Here is a 17,663-nt window from a genome sequence, read left to right as displayed (position 1 = left end):
TTCCTCCCCGGCCTGCAGGCCGGGACATCCTCGGAGGAACCCGGTAAACCTGATGTCCGCCGTCGTCATGCTGCGGCGGACATCAGGGCGAGGCGCTGGACGCGGAGCCCGTGACGGCACCCCTGGTCGTGTCCTTCTTCCAGGGGCCGAGGCCCAGTTTCCCCGTCGTGCCCAGATCGAGCTCCGGGGTCACCGTCACGGGGGCCGCGCCCGGCTTCACCCGGACCCTCGCATAGGGGGCGTCGACCGGATCGCCGAACTCTACGGTGTTGCGCCAGACCAGGCCGGAGTGAGCGCTCTCGCCGGGCCTCAGGAGCACCATTCGGGGTGAGCCGTCGGCCCCCGTGCCGGTGGCGATGGCACTGCCGCCGTGCAGGATCTGCACGCCCCTCACGGATCGGTGGCTCTCGTCGAACAGTTGGACCTGCGGGTAACCGTTGAGCCGTATCGTTCGCTTACCGCAGTTGGTCAGGTGGAGACCCACCACCCGGAGTCCCATGGCCGCATCGCCGTCATCGGTGTAGACATGCGCTCCGGAGGGAGGGCAGGGTCCCCCGGCGGAAGGTGTTTCGTCGGCGGGAACGCTTCTCACTTTGGTGATCCGCACGCTTGCCGTGCCCGCTTCCGAGGGCCCACCGGGCAGGTCGATGCTGCGCCTCACGGTCCGCCCGGGCGCGACGGACGGAACCGTCTGCGTGGCGTTCGTCAGTGCCCCTTGAGAACCCGACATCAACGTGAAGGTGATCGTGTAGGTGAAGGGCTTCTTCTGGTGGTTGGTCACCTCGAACTCGGTGCAGTCCTTGGGGCCGGTGCCGGAACCGATGATCCTGACTCCGTCGGCCTCCGGACGGGAACCGCCTCCCGACATGCTCAAGGCGGTGGACCCGGCCGTCGCGGGGGAGGGCGCGGTCCCGCAGGAGGGGTGTCCTGGCCCGGGCTCACCGCCGGACGTGGCTGTCCGAGTTCCGCACGCCGTGAGGAGCAGCAGACCGGCGAGGGCGAGGGGGGCGCTGCGCATGGGCCGAGTCGATCAGGAAACAGCCGGCGCCCGGCTGTGACGGAAGCCACCCCTCCGGTCACAGGCGTGTCACAGGCCCTCTGCAGGCTCACGCCTGACGGGCCGTGAAGAGCCCCTCCAGCGGTCGTGGCGGCCGACGGGTCCACGCGGGTGTGGGCCACGCACGTCCATGGGCGCAGCGTCTCTGCTCAGCTAAGCGATTCCATGCGGACCGTAGGGTCCGGTGTGGGTTCTGCCCACCTGGGTGGGGAAGCGTGAGCGTGCAGGTGGAATCCCGCGCCCAGTGCTGCCCCTCGCGGCCTGTGGCCGGTGGTGGGTGTGCTGATCGTGTGCACGCCCTGGTGCCGGTGGGCTGCGCGGGGCAGCCGGGTCCGGCCCGTTGGTGCGTGTCCCTCCGGACGCTTGCCCGCCGGGCCGCGGGGCCTGGTGGGGGAGGGAGCCCCGCGTCGCCTGGGCGCGGGGCGGTTGGTGTGTGGCCGGGTGGGACCGGTCTTGGACCGCTCCTTCCGGCTGGCCTTCGGTTCGGCGGTGACGACCGCTTTCGCTTCCAGCTTGTCGACGACCTTGCGGATCACCATGGTGGCGCTGGTCTTGTCCACGACGGTCTTGGTCTGGTGGGCCAGGCCGCGTGCTGCGATCCGGCGCCAGGCGCCCTGGTCGCGGTCGCCCTGCCAGCCGCACTCCAGGTTGGGGCAGATGGCCCACTTCCAGCCGTTCACTGTGGGTCGGTCGGGGGCTTTGCGGTGCCGTAGCGGAGTGAGGCAGCCAGGGCAGTGCTTTGAGGTGTTGCGGGGTGGCACCGTGACCACGGCGATTGCGACTTCGGCGGCGAGGTGCCGCAATCGGTCGGCGATCTGGCCGCGCACCGTCTGAGACATGCGGGTGTTGTGGGTGCGGCCCATGCCGCCCGCTTCCATGGACCGCAGGTCTTCCAGGTAGATCACGGTGGCTCTGACAGCGATGGCCTGGTCCACGGTCCACCTGGCGGCCGACCAGGCAAGAGCATCGTTGAGGTTCGAGCGGCGCTTTGAGACGCGCCGGATCTCCTTGGCCAGCACGGCCTGCTTGTCTTCCAGCGCAGGATCGGCGAGCCGGGTGTAGTGGTCGGTCCTGGCGTGCAGGTGCTCGGAGTGTCGGCGGAGCCGGTACTGCTTGGCGAGCACCCCGGCGGCACGGAACTGCGCGCCGGCCCCGAGTGTGGTGATCTGGCCGTCTTGTTGAAGCTGGGCCGCGCCGGCCGAGAGTAACGTGCCCAGTCCCCAGTCCACGCCGAGCGCGACCGTATGCCCGGTGCGCTTCGTCTTGGGGATGGGATGGGTGTAGGCGAGGTCGGCCCGCAGCTTGCCGCCCGCGATGCGCAGGGTCGGCAGGTGGATCACGGCGTTCAGCGCAACCGTGGGCGGCAGCGTGATCGGGCAGGCCACCCACGTCCAATCCCGGTACGCCTGCGGGTCGGGCCGGGTCGGGAGCTGCAACCGCAGCAGCACCCGGCGCCTGTCGTCGGAGCGCTCGATCGTGGCCTGTTGCCCGTCACAGGCGGACAGCAGCAGCATCCTGGCTACGCGAGGTTCGGGCTCCAGTTCGAACACATCGGCCGGGAGACGGCTCTTGTTGCGTTCGAAGGAGACAACCTGGCGGGTGCGGGAGCGGATCACGGTGGACAGCAGGTGCTCGCCGCCCGGTATCGCCTCTCGCACCGCATCCCACTCATCCGCAGTGCGCTTGCGCGGATCGGCAGGCCAGGTGGCCAGCACACCAGCCGTCAGGTCGGCCCGCCACTTCACCGACCGCAGAGCACGACCGGCCTGCTCCTGGGCCATGCGCACGATTCGGTCATTGCCCTGTACGCCTTCGGGCGGTGCGACGGTCCAGCCGAGGCGGCGCAGCGCCATCCAGGCGTTCGACGGCAGCTTCCGACCCCCAGCGTCCACCCCGGAGGCGAGGATGTCCACGTCGGTGGTGTTCCAGTGCTCATCCAGCAGCGCACCTGCCATGCCGGACACCAGGTCGGCGCACCAGTCCACGCGCTCCACCAGAGCGGCACCGGTGAGGACTTCGCCGGTCTTCTCCTCCACGCCCGTGCGGACCAGTGCGGGGGCGCAGGCGGTGCGGGAGGTCTCGCTCTCGGCGAGCGGAAGCTTCCGGCTCACACGGCCTCGCTCTTGTCGCCGCACTGGCCTGACTCTGCCAGCAACCGCTTGCGGTTCTCCGCGCTGCGCATCCCGTACAGACGCCCGGCGAACGTGGTGACCAGGGATACGAAATCCTCCAGGAGTTCGTCCCGGCCGCCGAGCTTCTTCGGGTGCAGTACCTCCACCGTGACTCCGTACACGGCGAACAGCCGCTTAAGCCACCCGACACCGAACCGGGCCAGCCGGTCCTCATGCGTGACGCGGACCACGGTCACGGTACCGTCCGACACCATCGCCAGCAGCCGGTTCAAGCCGGGACGGTTCTCCCGCAGACCAGAGCCACGGTCCCGCACCACCTTGACGATCTCGCCCGTGGACGTGGCCCGTAGCTCCTCTTCCTGGGCCTCCAGCCAGGACCCCTGCCCAGACGATCCGGAGACGCGCACATACAGAACCTCCTGGCGCGGGCGGGAGGTTGCAAAGTCGCTGCCGCGCTTCATGTTCTCGACATCGACGGAGGAGAAGCGCCGCTCACGGCCGACCCAGGTGAACGGGATCTTGCCGTCGAGAGCCCACTGGCGAAGCGTCATCGGGTGTATCCCGAGACGCTTCGCAGCATTCGACATGCGCAGCAACTCCATGCGCGAACTATACATGCATAACACCAGGGATAAATAATGAAGTTGGTGAGCCTGCACCGCACCGCACCGGGTCGGTACGGCGTCGGACAGGGGTGGGGTCACGACGGCCTTGTCGTCGGAGCGGGGAGAGATGCCGGTTCCGGATCGTGGCCTGCCAGCCATGCGGCCACGGTGTGCGCGATCGGCTGGCCCGTGTCCAGCTCCACGAATCCGAACTGGCCCGACTGGTTGCACTCCAGGAACCACCAGATCCCGTCGGTGTCCTCCACGAAGTCGAAGGCCCCGTAGGCCAGTTCGGCTTCGCGTAGATAGGTGTGCACACTCGTGGCGACACGTGCCGGGATGTCGACGGGTTGCCAGGGGCCGGTGGAAGGTGCGAAGCGGACGTCGACGTGATCCGCGTCGGGAGTGGCCGGCTTGTGGGCGGCCAGAAGACGATCGCCGACGGCGGTGAGGCGGATGTCGGCCCGCTTCGCGATCCGCCGCTGCAGCAGGGTCGGACCGAAGGCGACGGCGGCGAAGTCGGCGTCCGGATCTATGCGGCTGGTGGGTACCGCCCTGGGGGGATCCTCGGGGTGCGTGCCGGAGACGGGCTTGACCACCAGATCGGGGAAGCGTGCGGCGAAGTCCCGGGCGGCCTGCGGAAAAGTGGTGATCAAGGTGGCCGGTACGGGGAGCCCGCTGCGCTGGGCGAGATGCAGTTGCCAGGGCTTCCGGCGGGCCCGCCGGGCGGCGTCGGGGCGGTTCATCCACCGTGCGCCGGTGGCGTGCAGCATGCCGTAGAGGGCCTGCGAGGCCTCCTCGGTCAGCCAGGCAGACGGTTCGGCGACCCGTGCGGCCGGTTCTCCGGGCCTGCGTACCCAGATGGACCGCAGTCCGTCGGTGGTCACCAGCCGGCCGGCGGCGGACAGATGCCCGTGGAAGGAGCCGTGGACGTACTCGCCCGAGAGCGCGACGCCGCCGGGGAGGTCAGCCGGGTCCAGCCGCACGACCGGGACACCGGCTTCGTTCAGCTCGGCCACCACCATGTCCGCCGTCACATCCTGTTCACAGGTGAGGATCAGCACGGTCATAGTCGACGGTCCGCGTTCAGTCGTCGAAGTGGGTCTTCGAGCCGGCGGTGGAGGTCGTGGCCCCCCACTCTCGCAACACTGCGTGTTCGTGGGCGGCGATCCGTCCGTCGGGAAGCACGTTCAACTGCAGTCTGGAGTCGTAGCTATACGGAGTGCTGACCTCCAACTCCTCTGCACTGCGAGCGTAGTTGAGTGCGAACGGTCGCATCGTCTCTCCTTGTTCGGTGCTTCCCCGTCCAAGCGGACGGTGACGCTCCGGCGTCACCGCCGTCCGCCGGGGCGCTGTGCTTCCACGGAGTTATACGAATCGAACGAGTGAATGGTTGCCTCACGTTGCGTGACCAAGGGTCGCCCGGTTCGTCTGTGTGTCCCGCATCGTGGATGCGGCCTGGGCTCTACTGCCCCGGTACATGGGACGCGCACCACCCAGTCCAGGATCCGGTCACAGATCGAGGGCGAGGGAGCCGGACGAGCGGCGGCAGTCGCGATTCGGCGGGGTGGAGCCGCTGCCCGGCGCTCCTTGCCGACCGCTCCCGTTTGCCGCCCATTCATGCGACGCGTTGCTGAATGCGTTCGCATTCTTCTATTGGACCTGTGATCGCAGGACGGTCAGGCTGGTAGAAGCGCCGGCACCGCTGCGGGGTCCTGCCCCGGGGGAGGCCGGTCCGGGCGCCGGATTCCGTGCGACAGTCGAAAGAGGTCACGAGCCCATGCACACCCGCCGTATCGGTGATGTCGAGGTCGGTGCGATCGGCCTTGGCGGCATGCCCATGTCGATCGAGGGACGACCGGAGGAGGAGCGTTCCCTCGCCACCATCCACGCAGCGCTCGACGCCGGCGTCACGCTCATCGACACCGCGGACGCCTACCACAGGGACGCCGACGAAGTCGGTCACAACGAGACTCTGATCGCCAAGGCTCTCGCCTCCCACGAGCGGGGCGCGGAGGTCCTCGTCGCCACTAAGGGCGGGCACCTGCGCCCCGGCGACGGAAGCTGGACGCTCGACGGCTCTCCCCGGCACATCAAGGAGGCGTGCGAGGCCTCCCTGCGCCGTCTGGGCGTGGAGGCCATCGGCCTCTACCAGTTCCACCGACCCGACCCCAAGATCCCCTACGCGGAGTCCGTCGGGGCGCTGCGGGATCTGCTCGACGAGGGCAAGATCCGTATGGCGGGCATCTCCAACGCCGACCCGGACCAGATCCGTCAAGCGGGGGAGATCCTCGGCGGACGGCTGGTCTCCGTCCAGAATCAGTTCTCGCCGTCCTTCCGCTCCAGCGAGCCGGAGCTTCGGCTCTGCGACGAACTGGGCATCGCCTTCCTGCCGTGGAGCCCGCTGGGCGGCATCTCCCGGGCGGGCGATCTGGGCTCGGCGTACGGGCCGTTCGCGCGGATCGCGGAGGCGCACGGGGTCAGCCCGCAGCAGGTGTGCCTGGCCTGGATGCTCGCCAAGTCGCCCGTGGTCGTCCCGATCCCTGGCTCCAGCCGGCCGGAGACCATCCGTGACTCGGTCGCGGCCGCGGACCTCGAGCTCACGACCCAGGAAGTCGCGGAGCTGGACGCCGTCTGACGCAGGACCGCCGGGCCCGGCACCTTCGGTTCCGGGCTCCTGGGCTGCGGGACCCCGTGCACATCGGCCATACCGAAGTCCGGCGGATGCCGTCCGCCTCGTCGACGACGGACCCATGATGGGCCCGGGGCCGGGAACACCCGGTGCCGCAGCCGACGGCCGTTGGGCAGAAGGGCGCAGGGCGCGATGAACACGATCGGTGCCGCGATCGCGAGTGCGGTGGTCTTCGTATGGCTCGGGATGGTCCTGGCGATCTCCTTCCTGGAAGCGCCGCTGAAGTTCCGCGCGCCCGGGGTGACGATCCCCGTCGGGCTGGGCATCGGCAGGCTCGTCTTCCGGGCGCTGAACCTCGTCGAGACCGTTCCGTTGCCGTGCTCACCGGCGTTCTGGTCGCCCTGCTCCTGGTGCAACTGGGCGTCGTCCGCCCCCGTCTCAACCGGCGGTCCGACCGGGTCCTGGCCGGCGAGGACCTGCCCCGCTCGAAGGGCCACCTCCAGTACGTGGCTCTGGAGGCGGTGAAGGTGGTTCTCCTGATCGCGCTCGGGGCCGATGTGTCGGCGCACTGACACACGCCAGGGCGCAGGTCGCTTATTCGTGACCCGCTGAGCAGCCCGGTCGTCGGTGATGATGGGATCGACTCGAGGCACATCACCAGGACCACGGGGACCGACGGGCATGGGCCGTGCGCCGCCCCTGTCCGGCCGGCCACGACCGGCGGTGGCCTCGGGCCGAGGGCTTCCGCCCAGCGCGGATGCCGGGAGAGGAGCAGGGAACGTGAGTGGACGCGGCGACGGACCGGCGGGCGGCAAGGGTCCGGCGGGACCATTGCTACGGGCCATGATCAGACGCGACCCTCAGGAGGCGCACCGCGTCGCCACCCCGCTGGAGCTGTTGTTCGACCTGTGTTTCGTGGTGGCCGTCGCGCAGGCCGGCGGCAAGCTGGAGCACGCCGTGCTCGACGGGCATGCCGGCCATGGCGTCTCCGCCTACGCCATGATCTTCTTCGCCATCTGGTGGGCCTGGATGAACTTCACCTGGTTCGCCTCGGCGTACGACACGGACGACGTCCCCTACCGGCTCACCACATTGCTGCAGATCGCGGGCGTCCTCGTCCTGGCGGCGGGTGTGTCCCGCGCCGTCGACCGTGCGGACTACTCCATCGTCATGGCCGGCTACGTGATGATGAGGCTGGCCCTGACCACCCAGTGGGTCAGGGCGGCGCGCGGCGAACGGGGCGCCGCCCGAGCCACGGCGCTGCGGTACGCCTTCGGCGTCGTCCTGGTGCAGATCGGCTGGGCGGCGTTCGCGTTTCTGCCGCACCACGACATGCGGCCGTGGGTGTTCGTCCTGCTCGCGGCCGCGGAGCTCGCCGTACCCGTGGTGGCCGAGCGCCCCAACCCCACTTCCTGGCATCCCCACCACATCGCCGAACGCTACGGGCTGTTCACCCTGATCGTCCTCGGCGAGACGGTCGCCGCCGCGACCATGGCCGTGCAAAGGGCCCTGGACAGGGGCAGCTCGACGGAACTGCTGCCGATCGCGGCAGGCGGCCTGCTGATCGTCTTCGCCGCATACTGGATCTACTTCGTCGTGCCCATCCACGAACATCTCAGTGGAGGCACGAGCGCCTTCCGCTGGGGATACGGTCACTACCTCGTGTTCTCGACGGCGGCCGCGATCGGTGCGGGACTTCAGGTGGCGATCGAGCACGTGGGCGGCGAAGCGCACATCGGCACGGCGACAGCCGCCGCCTCGGTCACCGTCCCCGCGGCCGGATTCGTCTTCTTCACTTGGCTGCTGCACGCACGCCACTACAAGCCGTCACTCGGTCAGCAGGCCGTCCTGCCGTTGACCGCGGCGGCGATCCTGGCCTGTACATTCGCGGGCTCGTGGGCGGTGCTGTGCGCGGGAGCCGTGGCCGCACTGAGCGTGGTCGCGTCCCTGTCTGTGAGGTACCGCGGCAGCGGGCCCGACGCAGTGACGGGCGTGCGCTACGATTAGCCCACAGCAGGTCGCCGGAACTCGCGGCGCCCGGCCGTGCGTTGGTGGTCCAAGGAAAGACGTCCCGCTTCCTGCGGGGAGATGCAGGTGCAAGGCCTGCCCGGCGCTCGACTGCGAACCCCGCCCCCGCGAAGGGGGGCGGGGTTCGCGCGTTGTCGCCCCGGCGCGGCAGCGGTGAGGGGAGCGGGCGCCGGGGCTCGATCACAGCACCGACTCCTGGGCGGCTCGTGACGGCGGACGAATGCGTCGGGCAACTGCCCCTTTGCTGCGGCGCGTTCCCGTGACGGACGATCCTCGCCGCTCATCGGGGCCGCTGCCGTGCGTGTGCCTCGTGGATGTGACGACCCAGCAGAGCACCTCCGAAGACGACGAATCCCACTCCGATGAGCCAGGACTGGACAACGAGGACGGTGCCCATGGCGCCGTACGTGACCGCGTTGTTCACGATGAGCGGGGAGAACACCTGGTAGGAGAACCAGCGCAGGCCGACCAGGCCCAGCATGGTGGCCACCGACCCGGGCAGCAGTGCCCGCCACGCCACCCGGCACCCGAGGAGGAAGTGCTGACCCCACCAGAAGAACAGCACGCCGAACAGGACGGTGAGCGTGATGCGGATGGAGGACTGGGGCACTGAGCTGTCCAGTACGGCGCCGCTCTGCACCTCCGCGAACAGATACGCCGTCAGGGCCGCGAGCCACACGGCGCGGCGCCAGACGGAGTGCCAGCGACCCGCGGGCAGACCCCAGACCCTCTCGTAGCCCGTCTGTACGCTCGAGGCGAAGGTGAGCCCGAACAGGGCGAGGGCGAGGACGCTGAAGACGCTGGTGGCGCTCAGCACCCTGCGGGGCGTGGCGAACAGGTGGCTCACGGCGTCCGCGGGATGCCCCGAAAGGCTCATGCCGTCGATGACCCAGAATGCGAAACCGCGGTGCTGGAAGGGGGACGCGGCGGCGATGACGATGAGCAAGGGGGCGAGCGTGACCAGAGCCAGTGCGGCCAGACCCATGGAGCGGTGCAGCAGTTCCATGTCGCTGCCGTGCTGCCACAGCCGTCCGGCGGCCGAGTTGTGCCAGCGCGAACGCAGTCCGTGGTGCTGGGATCGCTCGTCCCGGGGCGGGCCTGAGGAACCCGTCATGGGTCCCCCGGTTCCCGAACCTCCGTGGGACGAAACCTCCCCGCCCCGGGATCACCCCGCCCGCCGTGCCGGTCGGCACCTGGGGTCAAGGCCGGGGGAGGGGAGGTCACCGCCACTGTGCTCAGGGGTTCCGTCGGCCCGCCGCCTTCGGTCACACGCCGGCGGCGCGCCGGCGGTGTTCAGGCCGACTTGGCGAAGACGGGAAGGTAGCCGTGGGACTGCCCCAGCGAGGTGGGGTGGTACGACTCCACGACGGCGAGCAGGTTCACGCTGCGCAGCCAGGGATTGGCGGAGCAGATCTCATGGCCCGAGAAGGCGCCCGTGACGTCGGCGAAGGTGAATCCGTGGTCGGCGGCCCGCTTGGCCATCACGGTGTTGAGATGGTCGACGGAGTTGTTGATGGCGGCCCGTGCGGTGTCGGAGAGACCGGCCACACAGGTGCCGCTGAGCCTGTACAGGCGCGGATACCCGAGAACGACGACGCGGGCGGCCGGAGCCCTCCTGGTGATGGCGGCGTAGAGACGGTCCAGGTCGCCCGGGAGGGTGGTGTCCATGTACGTGCGCGCGTCGGCGGTGGCCGACACGCATGCCGTGGTTCCACGCAGCACACAGGTCGTCATGACGTCGGAGAACCCCGAGTCACTGCCGCCCACGGTGAGGCTGACCAGGCCGGTACGGCGGGTGAGCGAGCCGAGCTGACGGGTCATGACATCACTCGTGCGAGCACCGTTGCACGCGGTGAAGGCGAAGGACGACACCGCGTGGGTCGAGGCCCACAGGGCCGGAAAGGCGTGATTGCTGCGCAGGCAGTCGCCGCTGGAACCGATGTAGCTGCCGGCTCCGACCCCGGCGGAGTAGGAGTCGCCGAGGGCCACATAGCCCCTGGCCACTGTCTGCGGAACCGCCTGCGCCGTCGTGGCACCGGTGAGGGTGCAGGCGGCGGCGAGGAGCAGGGAGGACACGCGTACCGCGAATCGGGACAGTCTCATAATCTCCTGCCTTAGCACCCTCCGTGCACGCCGGAAGCGAGGGCGGTGACCTCACGTCCGGCCGTGTTGAGGAAGCCGCGTGGACGTGCCGATCCTGAAGCGCCGTGCACCGCAGGGGCTTTGTGCCGGACACGACGCCGCGACGATGTCGCGTCCTTCGATCGGACGTCACCCGCACGGTGGTCACTCCCATGGCGGCGTCCAAGCCACTTCCGGACGGGTCGCTCCAGCCCCCGTGACGCCGCACCCGAGGGAGGGCCGAGCGGGATCTGCGGAAGGCTCCGGCCGAGCGTGCCGCGGCATCGCCAGCAGGGTTTCATGGCGAGACTCGATATCGTACGGAACATGAACAGGACGTCGTTCGAGAACTGGCCGTGCTCCATCGCGCGGACCATGGACCTGTTGGGTGACTGCTGGACGCCGCTGGTGTTGCGGGAGGCCTTCTACGGGGTCGCCCGCTTCGACGACTTCCGGCAGGGACTGGGTATCGCCCGCAACACGCTGACCGACCGGCTGCGCCGCCTGGTGGACGAGGGTGTGCTGGACAAGCGCCTCTATCAGAGCGAGCCGCGGCGGTACGACTACGTGCTGACGGAGAAGGGCCGCGAACTCTTCGCCGTCCTGGCCGCGATGTCGCGCTGGGGGGACCGGTGGCTGGCGGGGGAGGAAGGCGTTCCGGTGGTGTTCCATCACGACACGTGCGGTCATGACACCGCAGCTGAGGTCGTGTGTGCCGTCTGTCGCAAGCCGCTCGAGGCGGAGGACACCTCGATGCGGATGGGGCCCGGCTACCCGGAACGGCTCAGGCGCCGACCGGATGTGCTGCGCAGGTTCGGCGCCGCTTGAGCCGATCGGCAGGTGCGTTTCTCTTGACACTATGAGTCTCGTGACGCAACTCTGGTGTTCAGCCGCTTGATGATGAGGAGGCCGGCCGACTTGGAGTGGACGGGCGCACGTTATGCGGACAAACCCACGCTCGAGGTGCGGACTTGGATCGACGCCCCGCTGGAGCGGGTCTGGTCGCTGGTCAGCGACATCGCACTGATGCCGGGCATGAGTGAGGAGCTCCAGTCGGTCGAGTGGCTCGACGGCGCCGCCGGGCCCGCGGTGGGCGCCAGATTCCTCGGCCGCAGCAAACACGAGGCCCTGGGGGAGTGGCAGACCACCTCACACATCATCGAGTGCGAACCTCTGCGGGCCCTCGCCTGGGCGGTGGAGGACCCGGAAGACCCCTCGGCGATCTGGCGCTTCCGGCTCCGGCCCAAGGACGGCGGAACCGAGCTGTCGGAATGGATGCAGTTGGGACCGGGTCGCTCCGGTCTCTCCCTGGCGATCGACCGGATGCCGGACAAGGAGCAGAAGATCGTGTTCGTGCGGCTGCGCGAGTTCGAGCGCAACGTCACCGCCACCCTGGGAGCCATCAAGAAGCGAGCGGAGCACTGATGCGCACCGCCACCACCGTCGAGGCCTCCGGGGGCGAACACTGGTCGGAGCAGGCGGACTTCGTCGTCGAAGCAGAGAAAGTCGGCCTGGACGTGTGCTGGGTGGCCGAGGCCTGGGGGTCCGACGGGCCCTCCGCACTGGGCTACTACGCGGCGCTCACCGACCGGATGATGCTGGGCTCGGGCGTCATGCAGGTGGGCACGCGCACCCCCACGGCCGTCGCGCAGACCGCCATCACGCTGTCCAATCTGTCCGGCGGACGGTTCCTGCTCGGCCTGGGTGCCTCCGGCCCGCAGGTGATCGAGGGCTTGCACGGCGTGCCGTTCGCCCGGCCACTGAGGCGCATGCGTGAGACCGTGGACATCGTCCGACAGGTGCTCGCCGGTGGGAAACTCTCCTACTCCGGTGCAGAGTTCGGCATTCCGCTGCCGGGCGGACAGGGAGTGCCGATGCGACTGTCGATGCGGGCGGAGCACGAGATCCCCATCTACCTGGCCGCATTGTCACCGGCCATGCTGGAACTGACCGGGGAGGTCGCCGATGGCTGGCTGGGGACGAGCTTCGTCCCGGAGGGCGCGGCCGACGCCTACTTCGCCCACCTCGACAACGGCCTGGCCCGCACCGGTCGTACACGCTCCGAGCTGGACATCTGCCAGGGCGCCGAGGTCGCCTTCGCCCCAGACGAGGAAGCACTCGCCGCGATGACCGCGGAGCGCAGGAAGGAACTCGCCTTCAGCCTCGGTGGCATGGGCACCGCATCCACCAACTTCTACAACAACGCCTACAGCCGCCAGGGTTGGGCAGGGGTGGCCGCGGAGGTACGTGAGCGGTGGCAGGCCGGTGACCGGGACGGCGCCGCCGGTCTGGTGACCGACGACATGGTCCTGGGTACGACGCTGATCGGCACCGAGTCGATGGTGCGGCAACGGCTCCGGGTGTGGCGCGACGCCGGCGTGGACACCGTTCGTCTGTACCCGGCAGGGCGGACGCTGGAGGAACGCCTGGTCACCCTGGCCAGGGCGATCGAGCTGGTGCGTGAGGTCGACGGCGCCGCGTGAGGCCCGACGGCCCGTCACCGTGGGGAGGAGGCCGACTCCCGCACCGGGCTCCGATCCAGTTTTTTGCACATGCGGACGTCCTGCGCACCACCGGGGATCCCGAGGGTTCTGCCGGTCTCCACGTATCCGTGGCGCTGGTAGAACACGGGGGCCTGGAAGGTGAACGACGACACGCAGGCGCGGTCGCAGCCGCGTCGTCGTGCCTCCTCCTCCGCAGGCAGAAGGAGCTTGCCCCCCATCCGTTGCGGCGGCTCTCCGCGCGGACCCAAAGCTTCTCGATGCCGAGAAGGCCGCCCCATGTCCACGCGGACACGCTGCCGACGAGTTCTTCGGTGCCGTCGACGGCCTTCACCGACAGCTCGGTCTGCTCGGCCTCGGTGGTCCCAGTGGCGGGGTAGTTGACCTCGTCCAGTCCACGGGCCAACCGCTCGTTGAGTTCGGGACCACGGTGGCCGACACTGAGCGTCGCACCCGCGTTGTCACGCGCCGTGCCGCCGAGTGTGACACACCTGCACGGGCCCAAGATCACAGGCTCCGGACCCCACCGTCACGTCGCCGTCCGGAACAGTTCCGGGTTGTTCTCGACGTAGGCCCGTACTCCCGTCGCGGGTCGCCCGGTGATCTTCTCGACGTCGTGGGTCAGTCGGTCGTAGCGGTTCTGCGCATGCAGCCGGGCCATGGTCGACAGATGGTCGACGACGTGATCCGGAAGACCCCGTCGCCGAAGCTCGTCGATGAACTGATCGTAGGGCGTGCCGACATAGGTGATCGGTCGCCCGAGCGCCGAGGTGAACTCCTGCGCCATGGCGGACATGTCTTGTGAGACCGGTCCGGTCAGCTCATGGACGTGCCCGATGTGCTGAGCCGGGTTCGCGAGGACGGCGGCGACGACATCGGCGACATCGCCTGCCGCCACGGGTGAGGTGCGCCCTGTCCCGAAGGGAAGCCGGATCGTGTCGTCCTGCGCGATCGAGGCGAAGCAGAACCTGGAGAACATCGGATTCTCCAGGAACACCGTCGGCCGGATGTGAGCGACCGGAAGCCCCGACCAGTCGAGGACCTGCTCGATGAGCCAGTGCTCACGCTGCTGCGTCGACGCGGCCGTGCTGGTGAGGTCCATTTGCGAGACGGTCATCTGCGACATGTTGACGAACACCTGCAGCCGTCCCTGGGCACGTGCCGCGGCGGCGGTGACGAGCGCCGCCTCGAGGTACTGCGACGACACCCCCATGCCGAAGTACATGCGGTCGCAGTCGACCAAGGCCCGGACGACGTCCTCGGCGCGGGCGAGGTCCCCCACCACCACCTCCGCGCCCGTGGAGCGGAGGGCCTCCGCGCGCTCGTCCTCACGGTGGACGAGGGCGCGCACCGGCAGGTCACGCTGTCGTAGGGTCTCGACAACACGGCGTCCCACCGCCCCCACGCTTCCGGCCGCCCCGGTCACGAGAATCAGGGGGTTGTCTACCATGATCGCTCCCGTGGATCCCGCTCGCTTCGAGTGACCCGGCCAGGCCTCGGTGGCGGACCCGGCCAGGCTATGCCGGACGCGGTGGCTCGGCATGTCTTCATCCGGCCCCGACCGCAGGTGTCGGGCCCGCTCGCATACGGCCCGCGGCGGAGTCGCCTGCGGTGGGGGCGCCCTCGAGCCGAAGCGGGTCACCGGTCGGGCGGGACGAACGCCGGCGGGCTCCGCACGGTCACCGCCTCCGGTTGAGGGGCCGTCACCTCATGCAGACAGTTCCGGTGGTCAAGGACTCAGGTAGAACCGGATGGTGGTTCCCGGGTCGCCGGTGTGAACACGGACGAGGTCGGCGATGTGGTTGACGAGCAGCAGCCCTCGACCGCCGGGCGCACTGGGTGCCTGGGGGCGCCGGCCGGCCAGCGGATCGATCAGGCGCCCCGCGTCGTGCACCTCGCAGACGATGCGTGCCCCCTCCGTCCAGATCCGCAGTGTTCCGGAGCCGGCCCCGTGGATGACGCTGTTGGTGGTCAACTCCGTCACCGCGAGCGCCAGATCGTTCAGCCGCCGACCGTCGAGGCCCATTCTTCTGCCGTACCGGACGGCGAACTCGCGGGCACCGGAAAGCTGACCGCCGCCGTCGAAGACATACACCACGGCGTCCGGCGGCACGGGCAGGGCCTGGTTGTAGTGGGCGACGACCTGCTCGGGGCTGTAGGCGGCCGAGGCCGTCTCACTGTTGTCCTCGATCACCAGGGGATGGGTGGCGCGCGCGTCGTCGAGCACGCACCGGTCGAGCCCGTCGGCGTCGTACGGGCACAGAATCGTCACCTCACGCTCGTTGAACGCCGCGTTGATCAGTGCCTCGTGCTGCACACATGCCGGGTATTCCAGGTGGCTGCGGCCGGCCCAGATGGGTTCACCGATGATGCGCACGCGTCCGTCGCCGTGGGCATCGGCGAAGTTGCGCAGCACCCCCGGAATGATCCACCCGGGATTGCGGCCCGCCTGGGTCATGTCCACGAAATGCACGTCGTCGGCGCGATCACCCAAGTGGTTCCTGATCAGTTCGAGGCGGTCCGGCGGGGTGGCGACGGCCACCGGTTCCCCCGCGGCCAGACCGGCCAGAACGAAGGGCACCGTGCCCGCCAGGTACTGCTGCTCGCCGCGATAGAACAGTGCCGGATGCACGAACGTCTCACCCGTGGTCACTGCATTGGTCACGGTGCCACCTCGATCCCGTCCGGCTCGGGCCAGAAGACTGCGAGTACGCGCGCGCTACCTGCTGCGGCGGCTACACCTCCAACCGGACCTCGCCGCACGACGGTGCGATGCGGTGCCCTGCATCGAGTGAGACGCCCACAGTCCACCCCTCAGCCTCCCCACCCTCGCAGCGACAGCCCGGCCTGTCCTGCCGGAACCCAGGTCCTGCTGGTCGGAGTGGTCCCCCCAACTGTCGTCTGCCCGCTCATCGTCATTCTGTGTACGTCGCCTGCGAGCACCCTAGCCGCGTGGAAGCGCCGCCTTTGCCCATAAGCGGCATCACGCGGGTACTCGACGCGCGGAACGGAGCGGAGTGAAGCGGCTTGCCGTGGGCGGACGTCACGCCGTGAGGGCGCGAACGGCGCGGCGTGGTCCTGGGAGGACGCACGTCGCCCCCTTTCTCAAGGTGCGCCCGGCGTCGTGGAACGGCCGGACGGCCCGACCGTCGCCGACTCGCGTTTTGGCCCGCGTTGCGCCGTCCGTGCGAGATTGGCCCGACCGGGTGATTCCCGCGGCTTCTTCCGGCGCTGTCTGCCGTGGTGCGGGAATGCTGTCGACTCCACCCGGATCAGGCGGTTGCCCGTGCCGCCGTCGACCAGCACCAAGGCGTCGATCCCGCCCAAGTGGCCTATCAGCGCGCGGTGTGCGGCACGCAGCGGCCGCACGCCCTTGAGGGGGAACGCGTGCACCGTGGAGGTCAGGCCATGCCGGTCGAGAGGGCACCGCAGCGGGCCTTGCAGCCGTTCATTGCCGGGCCGCCCTCTCCCGCACCGTCGTGGACGGCGACCTGCCTACGCGCTCTTCGGCGCAGCCTGCTGGACGACCTCGAAGGACCACAACGTCGACCCGCCGGCCGCAGGCTTCGGCCGCTCGTCTCCCTCCGTACCGGCGTCCTGGTGGGCTGCCTTCATGGGGCCTTCCAACCACGCCCGGAAGGAGTCCTCGTCACGCCATCGCGTGTAGACGAGGTAGTCGTCGGTGCCCTCGACCGGGCGGAGGAGTTCGAACCACTCGAACCCGTCGGAGCTCTCGACGGCGTGGGCGCGTGAGGCGAAGCGCTTCTCCAGCGTCTCCCGCTGCTCGGCAGGGACGGTCAATACGTTGATCTTTACAATACTAGGCACATGACACCTCTCACCAAACGGGGCTGCGATTGGACCCCTAACCTGGACCATGTGCGTGCAGTGTCCTATATCCGGCAGTCCAAGCGGCGTGAAGACGACTCCGCGTCGTCCCCAGAGGCGCAGCGAACCAAGTGCGAGGCGCTGATCACGGCCAAGGGTTGGGACAACTCCGGTCACTTCGCTGACGGGGCAAATCTGGCTGGGATCCCAACGTCGTCCGCCCCGAATTCGAAGAAATGATGGCTGCCGTTCGCGCCGGTCACGTAGACGCGGTGGTGGTCTTCTCGCTGTCCCGACTCACGCGTCAGGGCGCCCTCGAAGCAATGCTGATCAACGAGGAACTGGCCAAATGCGGCGTACTGCTCGTCAGCGTCGAAGAGCCTTACTTGGACACGTCTACTCCCATGGGCGTTGCGATCTTCGGCCTCATGGCTGCACTGGCTCAGCAAGAGTCAGACCTGAAGTCGGCGTACATCACCGCGACTAAAGAAACCCTGCGCGCTGCTGGCTCCCACGTGTCCGGCATGGCCCCATACCGCTTCCAGTCGACCCGTGAGCCGCGCGGGGACCTGGTGGTGGTCAAGCTGGTCCCGGACCCGGCAGAGGCACCGCACGTGCACCAGATGGTCGAGTGGGCGTTGTCCGGCGTAGCCGCATCTGCCATTGCCCGCAGGCTGAACACAGACGGCGTGCCGACCAAAGCGGCGGACATGACAGCGTGCGTGGCCGCCCGGCGGGGCAGGAGCATAAGCGAGCCGG

The 17,663-nt window shown here is 69.1% G+C and carries 17 protein-coding genes and 1 pseudogene; 7 read left to right on the top strand and 11 right to left on the bottom strand.

All coding sequences use genetic code 11. From position 1 onward, the window contains the following. Positions 1-82: 82 nt before the first annotated feature. The 5 genes from VXC91_RS32710 to tgmA form a co-directional block, all read right to left on the bottom strand. Positions 83-1,018: a DUF4232 domain-containing protein gene (locus tag VXC91_RS32710; protein ID WP_329510973.1), complete on the bottom strand. Its 936-nt coding sequence runs from the start codon at positions 1,016-1,018 to the stop codon at positions 83-85. A 188-nt stretch (positions 1,019-1,206) separates the two neighbouring features. After that, positions 1,207-3,168 carry a zinc ribbon domain-containing protein gene (locus tag VXC91_RS32705; protein WP_329510972.1) on the bottom strand — a complete coding sequence of 654 codons (1,962 nt, stop codon included), beginning with the start codon at positions 3,166-3,168 and terminating at the stop codon, positions 1,207-1,209. After that, positions 3,165-3,776 carry an IS607 family transposase gene (locus tag VXC91_RS32700; RefSeq protein ID WP_329510975.1) on the bottom strand — a complete coding sequence of 204 codons (612 nt, stop codon included), beginning with the start codon at positions 3,774-3,776 and terminating at the stop codon, positions 3,165-3,167. Before VXC91_RS32700 ends, VXC91_RS32705 begins: the two co-directional genes overlap by 4 nt. Positions 3,777-3,889: 113 nt before the next feature. Continuing rightward, the gene (gene tgmB, locus VXC91_RS32695) at positions 3,890-4,864 is read right to left on the bottom strand and encodes an ATP-grasp ribosomal peptide maturase (RefSeq protein ID WP_329510971.1); all 975 of its coding nucleotides are present in this window, start codon (positions 4,862-4,864) and stop codon (positions 3,890-3,892) included. A gap of 16 nt (positions 4,865-4,880) precedes the next feature. Next, complete coding sequence (gene tgmA, locus VXC91_RS32690; protein ID WP_329510970.1) at positions 4,881-5,072, bottom strand: putative ATP-grasp-modified RiPP; 192 nt, start codon at positions 5,070-5,072, stop codon at positions 4,881-4,883. 502 nt (positions 5,073-5,574) lie between these two features. On the opposite strand from tgmA, the gene VXC91_RS32685 reads away from it, so the two are divergent. The 3 genes and pseudogenes from VXC91_RS32685 to VXC91_RS32675 all read left to right on the top strand — a co-directional run bounded on the left by VXC91_RS32685 (position 5,575) and on the right by VXC91_RS32675 (position 8,433). After that, positions 5,575-6,432 carry an aldo/keto reductase gene (locus VXC91_RS32685; protein ID WP_329510969.1) on the top strand — a complete coding sequence of 286 codons (858 nt, stop codon included), beginning with the start codon at positions 5,575-5,577 and terminating at the stop codon, positions 6,430-6,432. 186 nt (positions 6,433-6,618) lie between these two features. Then, positions 6,619-6,998: pseudogene (locus VXC91_RS32680) on the top strand (hypothetical protein). Between the two features lie 271 nt (positions 6,999-7,269). Next, positions 7,270-8,433 carry a low temperature requirement protein A gene (locus tag VXC91_RS32675; protein ID WP_329510974.1) on the top strand — a complete coding sequence of 388 codons (1,164 nt, stop codon included), beginning with the start codon at positions 7,270-7,272 and terminating at the stop codon, positions 8,431-8,433. A gap of 301 nt (positions 8,434-8,734) precedes the next feature. Here the strand turns inward: VXC91_RS32675 and VXC91_RS32670 are convergent, their stop codons facing one another. After that, positions 8,735-9,568: a ribonuclease BN gene (locus tag VXC91_RS32670; RefSeq protein ID WP_329510968.1), complete on the bottom strand. Its 834-nt coding sequence runs from the start codon at positions 9,566-9,568 to the stop codon at positions 8,735-8,737. A 179-nt stretch (positions 9,569-9,747) separates the two neighbouring features. After that, a complete protein-coding gene (locus VXC91_RS32665; protein ID WP_329510967.1) occupies positions 9,748-10,557 on the bottom strand; it encodes an SGNH/GDSL hydrolase family protein in 810 nt (269 codons plus the stop codon). A 345-nt stretch (positions 10,558-10,902) separates the two neighbouring features. Between VXC91_RS32665 and VXC91_RS32660 the strand changes: the two genes are divergently transcribed. The 3 genes from VXC91_RS32660 (at position 10,903) to VXC91_RS32650 (ending at position 13,058) form a co-directional block, all read left to right on the top strand. Then, positions 10,903-11,403, top strand: a complete 501-nt coding sequence (locus VXC91_RS32660) for a winged helix-turn-helix transcriptional regulator (RefSeq protein ID WP_329510966.1) — start codon at positions 10,903-10,905, stop codon at positions 11,401-11,403. 90 nt (positions 11,404-11,493) lie between these two features. Beyond that, positions 11,494-12,000, top strand: a complete 507-nt coding sequence (locus tag VXC91_RS32655; protein ID WP_329510965.1) for an SRPBCC family protein — start codon at positions 11,494-11,496, stop codon at positions 11,998-12,000. Continuing rightward, positions 12,000-13,058 (top strand): LLM class flavin-dependent oxidoreductase, encoded by a 1,059-nt coding sequence (locus VXC91_RS32650; protein WP_329510964.1) that lies wholly within the window; start codon positions 12,000-12,002, stop codon positions 13,056-13,058. The genes VXC91_RS32655 and VXC91_RS32650 overlap by 1 nt, the downstream gene beginning before the upstream one ends. 14 nt (positions 13,059-13,072) lie before the next feature. Here the strand turns inward: VXC91_RS32650 and VXC91_RS32645 are convergent, their stop codons facing one another. The 4 genes from VXC91_RS32645 to VXC91_RS32630 form a co-directional block, all read right to left on the bottom strand. Next, positions 13,073-13,297, bottom strand: coding sequence for a GNAT family N-acetyltransferase (locus VXC91_RS32645; protein ID WP_329510963.1), 225 nt, complete (start codon positions 13,295-13,297; stop codon positions 13,073-13,075). Positions 13,298-13,605: 308 nt separating this feature from the next. Beyond that, on the bottom strand, positions 13,606-14,526 hold the full coding sequence (locus tag VXC91_RS32640) for an NmrA family NAD(P)-binding protein (RefSeq protein ID WP_329510962.1): 921 nt from the start codon (positions 14,524-14,526) through the stop codon (positions 13,606-13,608). 279 nt (positions 14,527-14,805) lie between these two features. Beyond that, the gene (locus VXC91_RS32635; RefSeq protein ID WP_329510961.1) at positions 14,806-15,741 is read right to left on the bottom strand and encodes a sensor histidine kinase; all 936 of its coding nucleotides are present in this window, start codon (positions 15,739-15,741) and stop codon (positions 14,806-14,808) included. Between the two features lie 830 nt (positions 15,742-16,571). Further along, the gene (locus tag VXC91_RS32630; RefSeq protein ID WP_329510960.1) at positions 16,572-16,904 is read right to left on the bottom strand and encodes an antibiotic biosynthesis monooxygenase family protein; all 333 of its coding nucleotides are present in this window, start codon (positions 16,902-16,904) and stop codon (positions 16,572-16,574) included. A 236-nt stretch (positions 16,905-17,140) separates the two neighbouring features. Here VXC91_RS32630 and VXC91_RS32625 point away from each other — a divergent pair. Continuing rightward, the coding region (locus VXC91_RS32625) for a recombinase family protein (protein WP_329510959.1) at positions 17,141-17,663 on the top strand (523 nt) is incomplete at its 3' end.

The sequence above is a fragment of the Streptomyces chiangmaiensis genome, from assembly GCF_036281785.1.
In the GTDB taxonomy this organism is placed as follows: Bacteria; Actinomycetota; Actinomycetes; order Streptomycetales; family Streptomycetaceae; genus Streptomyces; species Streptomyces chiangmaiensis.
This window is presented reverse-complemented; position numbering and strand designations above follow the sequence as displayed.

What these genes read in the sequence shown, in the direction of transcription:
- VXC91_RS32645 (WP_329510963.1), bottom strand. Translation starts at nt 13,297, where the DNA reads ATGGGGGGCAAGCTCCTTCTGCCTGCGGAGGAGGAGGCACGACGACGC.
- VXC91_RS32675 (WP_329510974.1), top strand. Translation starts at nt 7,270, where the DNA reads ATGATCAGACGCGACCCTCAGGAGGCGCACCGCGTCGCCACCCCGCTG.
- VXC91_RS32660 (WP_329510966.1), top strand. Translation starts at nt 10,903, where the DNA reads ATGAACAGGACGTCGTTCGAGAACTGGCCGTGCTCCATCGCGCGGACC.
- tgmB (WP_329510971.1), bottom strand. Translation starts at nt 4,864, where the DNA reads ATGACCGTGCTGATCCTCACCTGTGAACAGGATGTGACGGCGGACATG.
- VXC91_RS32640 (WP_329510962.1), bottom strand. Translation starts at nt 14,526, where the DNA reads ATGGTAGACAACCCCCTGATTCTCGTGACCGGGGCGGCCGGAAGCGTG.
- VXC91_RS32670 (WP_329510968.1), bottom strand. Translation starts at nt 9,568, where the DNA reads ATGACGGGTTCCTCAGGCCCGCCCCGGGACGAGCGATCCCAGCACCAC.
- VXC91_RS32700 (WP_329510975.1), bottom strand. Translation starts at nt 3,776, where the DNA reads ATGTCGAATGCTGCGAAGCGTCTCGGGATACACCCGATGACGCTTCGC.
- VXC91_RS32710 (WP_329510973.1), bottom strand. Translation starts at nt 1,018, where the DNA reads ATGCGCAGCGCCCCCCTCGCCCTCGCCGGTCTGCTGCTCCTCACGGCG.
- VXC91_RS32665 (WP_329510967.1), bottom strand. Translation starts at nt 10,557, where the DNA reads ATGAGACTGTCCCGATTCGCGGTACGCGTGTCCTCCCTGCTCCTCGCC.
- tgmA (WP_329510970.1), bottom strand. Translation starts at nt 5,072, where the DNA reads ATGCGACCGTTCGCACTCAACTACGCTCGCAGTGCAGAGGAGTTGGAG.
- VXC91_RS32650 (WP_329510964.1), top strand. Translation starts at nt 12,000, where the DNA reads ATGCGCACCGCCACCACCGTCGAGGCCTCCGGGGGCGAACACTGGTCG.
- VXC91_RS32685 (WP_329510969.1), top strand. Translation starts at nt 5,575, where the DNA reads ATGCACACCCGCCGTATCGGTGATGTCGAGGTCGGTGCGATCGGCCTT.